Origin of the sequence: Klebsiella sp. MS 92-3 (genome assembly GCF_000195655.1) — a bacterium.
GTDB classification, from domain to species: domain Bacteria; phylum Pseudomonadota; class Gammaproteobacteria; order Enterobacterales; family Enterobacteriaceae; genus Klebsiella; species Klebsiella pneumoniae.
In genome coordinates this window covers 30,611-35,569 of record NZ_GL882824.1, presented here as the reverse complement: position 1 = coordinate 35,569, position 4,959 = coordinate 30,611, and the positions used below count along the sequence as shown (strand labels likewise).

General features: G+C 60.6%; 3 protein-coding genes and 1 pseudogene. 1 reads left to right on the top strand and 3 read right to left on the bottom strand.

Annotated elements, in window-relative coordinates; translation table 11 throughout:
• Positions 1 to 19: 19 nt before the first annotated feature.
• Positions 20 to 1,420 carry a glycoside hydrolase family 1 protein gene (locus tag HMPREF9538_RS10125; RefSeq protein WP_002914970.1) on the top strand — a complete coding sequence of 467 codons (1,401 nt, stop codon included), beginning with the start codon at positions 20 to 22 and terminating at the stop codon, positions 1,418 to 1,420.
• A gap of 53 nt (positions 1,421 to 1,473) precedes the next feature.
• Here the strand turns inward: HMPREF9538_RS10125 and flhA are convergent, their stop codons facing one another.
• From flhA to HMPREF9538_RS30190, 3 genes and pseudogenes are all read right to left on the bottom strand, one after another.
• On the bottom strand, positions 1,474 to 3,546 hold the full coding sequence (flhA, locus tag HMPREF9538_RS10130; RefSeq protein ID WP_004174677.1) for a formate hydrogenlyase transcriptional activator FlhA: 2,073 nt from the start codon (positions 3,544 to 3,546) through the stop codon (positions 1,474 to 1,476).
• A 236-nt stretch (positions 3,547 to 3,782) separates the two neighbouring features.
• The gene (gene hypE, locus HMPREF9538_RS10135; protein ID WP_009485513.1) at positions 3,783 to 4,793 is read right to left on the bottom strand and encodes a hydrogenase expression/formation protein HypE; all 1,011 of its coding nucleotides are present in this window, start codon (positions 4,791 to 4,793) and stop codon (positions 3,783 to 3,785) included.
• A pseudogene (locus tag HMPREF9538_RS30190) lies at positions 4,790 to 4,959 on the bottom strand (hydrogenase formation protein HypD); the annotation flags it as partial. The pseudogene HMPREF9538_RS30190 and the gene hypE, both read right to left, overlap by 4 nt.

Genomic DNA, 4,959 nt, shown 5'->3' with positions numbered 1-4,959 from the left:
TTTTTTCGAAGGAGAGGTTATGCAGCAGTATCAGTTTCCGCAAGGGTTCCTGTGGGGGGCGGCGGCGTCCGGCCCGCAAACGGAAGGGGTCACCAATAAGCGCCATCGTTCCATCTGGGACAGTTGGTTTGCCGAACAGCCGGAGCGATTTTATCAGCAGGTAGGACCGCAAACCGTGTGTGATACTTATCATCAGTATCCGCAGGACGTGGCGCTAATGAAACAGACCGGCTTCAACTCATTTCGTACCTCGATACAGTGGTCACGACTGATCGCGGATTTGGAAACCGGCGCGCCGGACCCGGACGCGGTGCGTTTTTATCACGCCTATCTGGATGAGATGATCGCTAACGGCATTGAGCCGATGATCAATCTCTACCACTTTGATATGCCGGAAGCGCTGCAGAAACAGTACGGCGGCTTTGAATCGGCGCACGTAGCCGAGCTGTTTGCCCGCTTTGCCCGCACCGCCTTTAGCCTGTTTGGCCATAAGGTTAAATACTGGATAACCTTCAACGAGCCGATTGTGCCGGTTGAGGGAGGCTACCTGTACGACTTCCACTATCCATGTAAGAAAGATGGCCGGCTGGCGGCGCAGGTGGCGTTTAACATTATGCTGGCGCACGCCAAAGCGGTAACGGCTTATCGTGAACTGGCGCTGGCGGGCGAGATCGGCGTGGTGCTCAACCTGACCCCGAGCTATACCCTCACCGACAGCGACGCGGATAAAAAAGCCGCCGGGTATGCCGACCTGTTTTTTAACCGCAGCTTCCTTGACCCGCTGGTAAAACATGAATTCCCCAAAGCGCTGTGCGAGATCCTTGCCGCCCACGACTGCCTGCCGACGACCAGCAAAGACGACGCGGCGTTGATCCTCAGCGCGGATATCGATTTTCTTGGGGTAAACTATTACGTGCCGCGGCGGGTAAAAGCGCGTGAGAGCGAATATGACCTCGATTATTTCACTCCGGAATACTATTTCGAAAACGCGGTGAACCCGCAGGGCCGCTTTAATCCTTATCGTGATAACAACGAGATCCTGCCGCAGGCGATCTATGACATTGCCGCCAATATTCGCGATAACTACGGCAATATTAAGTGGTATCTCGCGGAAATCGGCATCGCGATGGATCGACAATCAGAGGGCGAGCCCGGGGCGGACGGGGTGATAGACGATACTTTCCGCATCCAGCTGATGGAGGAGCATCTGGTGCAGCTGCATCGGGCGATAGCCGACGGCGCGAACTGCTTTGGCGTGCACCAGTGGACGTTTATCGACAACTGGTCGTGGATCAATGCCTTCAAACGGCGCTACGGCTTCTGGCGACTGGATCTGGAGACCGGCGAGCGACAGATAAAACGCAATGCGCTGTGGTTTGCCGAACTGGCGACCAGCAACGGTTTTACCAGCGATAAATAGCGCGCTGCGCCAGCGCTCCCTCTCACCGGCGCGGAAAGGGGGAGCGCGCGAGGTTACACCAGTTCGTCTTTATTAATACCCAGCCGCTTCATGCGTGACAGGAGCGTGGTGCGCTTGAGCCCCAGCCGCTGGGCGGCGCCTTTCGGCCCGGCCACCACGCCGTTGCTCTCCTTCAGCACCCGGACGATCAGTTGATATTCATCCTCACCTTCCTCAGGCAGGACCGCCGGCGTCCGCGGGGCTTCCACGATATCCCGCTCCGGCAGGGAGAGCTGCAGTACGTTGCCGCGGGTGAGCAATACCGCCCGTTCGATAACGTTTTCCAGCTCGCGCACGTTGCCCGGCCACTCCATGCGCGTCAGAGTGCGCAGGGTTTCCGCCGGAATGCTGTCGATATTGCGCCCCATGCGGCGGGCGATTTTAAAGGTAAACGCCTTCACCAGCAGCGGGATATCGTCGGGACGTTCGCGCAGCGGCGGCAGGTGGATCGGGAACACGTTGAGCCGGTAGTAGAGATCGCTGCGGAATTCCCTGTCGATAACCATCTGCTTGAGATCGCGGTTGGTGGCGGCGATCAATCGAACGTCGGTCTGAATCAGCTTGTTGCTCCCCAGACGTTCGAACTCCTGCTCCTGGAGGACGCGCAGCAGTTTGGGCTGCAGTTCCAGCGGCATATCGCCCACTTCATCGAGGAACAGGGAGCTTTTGTCCGCCAGTTCGAAGCGGCCGATACGCTGGGCGCTAGCCCCGGTGAACGCGCCGCGTTCGTGGCCGAACAGATCGCTCTCCAGCAGCCCGGCGGGCATCGCCGCGCAGTTCATCTTCACCATCCGCCGACCGTTGCGTCCGCTGAGGTTGTGGATAGCGCGGGCGATAAGCTCTTTGCCGGTGCCGGTTTCGCCGAGGATCAGCACGGTGCTGTCGCTGTGCGCCACCATCTCTACCTGCTTGAGCACATTGTTCATCGCCTCGCTGCGGCCGATAATCTCGCCGAATTCGCTCTCGACATTATTGAGCTGCTCGGTGAGCGCGAGGTTCTCATCCACCAGCCGCTCTTTCAGGCGCTGAATTTCGCGGTAGGCGAGGGCGTTATCGATAGCGATCGACACCCGCTCGGCGATCTGCCGCAGCAGCTTGAGATTGGTGGTGGTGAAAACCTGTTCGTCGCACTGCGCCAGCTTAAGCACCCCGAGCAGGGTATTGCCGGACATCAGCGGCAGCAGGCACAGGGTCTGGATCTTATTGCCCCACATCTCGAAGAGCATTTTCTCATACGGCGCGAGAGTGTCATGTTCGTGCAGATTAAGCAGCAGCATCTCTTTGCTTTTGAACACGCGCTCGGTGAGGGTGCCGGCTTCATCCACCTCGCTCTGGTCGTGAACCGGGTGGCTGGCGTCAAGATAATGCGTGGAATAGATGTTGAGCTTCCCCTTGCGGTCGCTGCGCAGCACCACGCTGATGGCGTCGATCCGGAAGTAGCGATGGATCTCTTTCGCCACCTCGCTGACCAGCTCGTCGATATCCAGTCGCGAGAGCACCGCGTTGGTGATCGCCACCAGGATGCGAAAGTTGTCGCGCTCGTGGCACAGCAGATCGTAATCGACGTTATTGCTGACCCGGTTCTGAATCTGTTCGGTGACGACGGCGACGATCTGCGCGAAGGTATGCAGCCGCTGGAACTCTTTCTCGCTCCACGGCCGGTTGTCACGGCGGAGGAATTCGCAGCCGCCGAAGATCCGCCCGTCCGCCGCCAGCGGCAGCAGCGAGTAGTAACCGAACGGACGATACAGTCCGCTGCGGATAAGCTGCGGCCAGGTGTCGGCAAAGGTTTCATGATCGCAATGCAGGGCATCCGGCCGGGAGAGTAAGCGACGCACCGGACCGTGGGCCAGGACGGTTTCATCCTCGTAGCTTACCGGATGGCCGGCCTCATCGCAGGCGTACCTGGCCGCGCGGTGATTACCCGCGTTCCACAGGATGATGGCCGCCTCATCGGCCAGCGCGGACTGTTGCACCAGACGGGTCAGGGTTTCGCTTAGCGCGGCCAGATCGGGCTGCTGTAATAAAAGCCGGGTGATATCGAACAGCCCCTGCTGGCCGAGATCGCTCATCGGTGTATACGACATTGCTTACGTCCAAAACGCGCCGACAACGCGGCGCATAAGAAAATGATGGTACAAATAATAGTATGTTAATAAAGCGGTTATTGCCGCTTTAACCCATCCATGGGCGCCCGCTGGTTTGGGCAAAATAATTACGCTGGCTTTTTCCCGGCTTGCGCTGCGCTTAGCCGGGCTACATGTGCGCGCAGTTTTGTAGCCCGGAAAAGGCGCCAGCCGCTATCCGGGACCCGACGCCGTCGTTAACAAATTCTCGGCAGCGGTTCGGCGTGGGGAAGATCGAGCGTCCGCTTCACGCCGTACAGCCCAACGGAACGTACGCCCGGGCGGACGACCACTTCGCCGATTATCGCCGCATCGCGTCCTAACGCGTGAGACCGCAAATGCGCCAGCACGTTTTCCGCCTCGTCGCGGGCGACGGCGAGCACCAGCTTGCCTTCATTGGCGAAGTTCAGGGCGTCCAGACCAAGCAGCTCGCAGACGCCGCGCACCGTGTCGTTGACCGGCAGCGTTGCCTCCTGCAGTTCGATGCCGCAGCCGCTGGCGGCGGCGAACTCATGGGCGACCGCGTTAACCCCGCCGCGGGTGGCGTCGCGCAGGGCTTTCACTCCGCTCAGCGGGCGCAGGGTCTGGATAAGCGGCGTCAGCACCGCGCAGTCGCTGGACAGCGCGCCGTCCAGCCCCATCTGCTCGCGCAGGTTAAGGATGGTGGCGCCATGATCCCCCAGCGTGCCGCTGACCAGCAGCACATCACCGGCGCTAATCTGCTGCGTCCCCCAGCGAACGTCCGCCGGGATGGCACCGATGCCGGCGGTGTTAATAAACAGCTTATCCGCCGCGCCGCGCGGCACCACTTTAGTGTCGCCGGTGACGATGGCGATCCCTGCCGCCCGGGCGGTGTCGGCCATGCTGGCGACTACCGCTTCCAGGGTGGCCATCTCCAGCCCCTCTTCGAGAATAAAGCCGCAGGAAAGATAGCGCGGGATGGCGCCGCTGACCGCCACATCGTTGGCGGTACCGCAGACGGCCAGCTTGCCGATATTGCCGCCGGGAAAGAACAGCGGGTCAATCACGTAGCTGTCGGTGGAGAAGGCGAGGCGGTCCCCCTGGGCGGCGAGCGCCGCCAGATCGAGGCGCGCCTGATCCTCCTGCTCCGCCAGCCAGGGGTTGGCGAAGGCCTGCATAAACAGGTCGCCGATCAGCTGCTGCATTGCCTGTCCCCCGCTACCGTGGGCTAACTGGACGCTTTTCATACTTCATTTTCCTGACTGCGATATTGATACCAGGCGGCGCAGGCCCCTTCAGAGGAGACCATTAGCGCGCCAAAGGCGCTTTGCGGATTGCAGGTGCTGGCGAAGAGCGGGCACTGGTGCGGTTTACAGCGGCCGGTCAGCACCTCGCCGCCGCGGGCGCGCGGGG

Coding starts and splice junctions, on each gene's coding strand:
- hypE (WP_009485513.1), bottom strand. CDS start 4,793: ATGAAAAGCGTCCAGTTAGCCCACGGTAGCGGGGGACAGGCAATGCAG.
- flhA (WP_004174677.1), bottom strand. CDS start 3,546: ATGTCGTATACACCGATGAGCGATCTCGGCCAGCAGGGGCTGTTCGAT.
- HMPREF9538_RS10125 (WP_002914970.1), top strand. CDS start 20: ATGCAGCAGTATCAGTTTCCGCAAGGGTTCCTGTGGGGGGCGGCGGCG.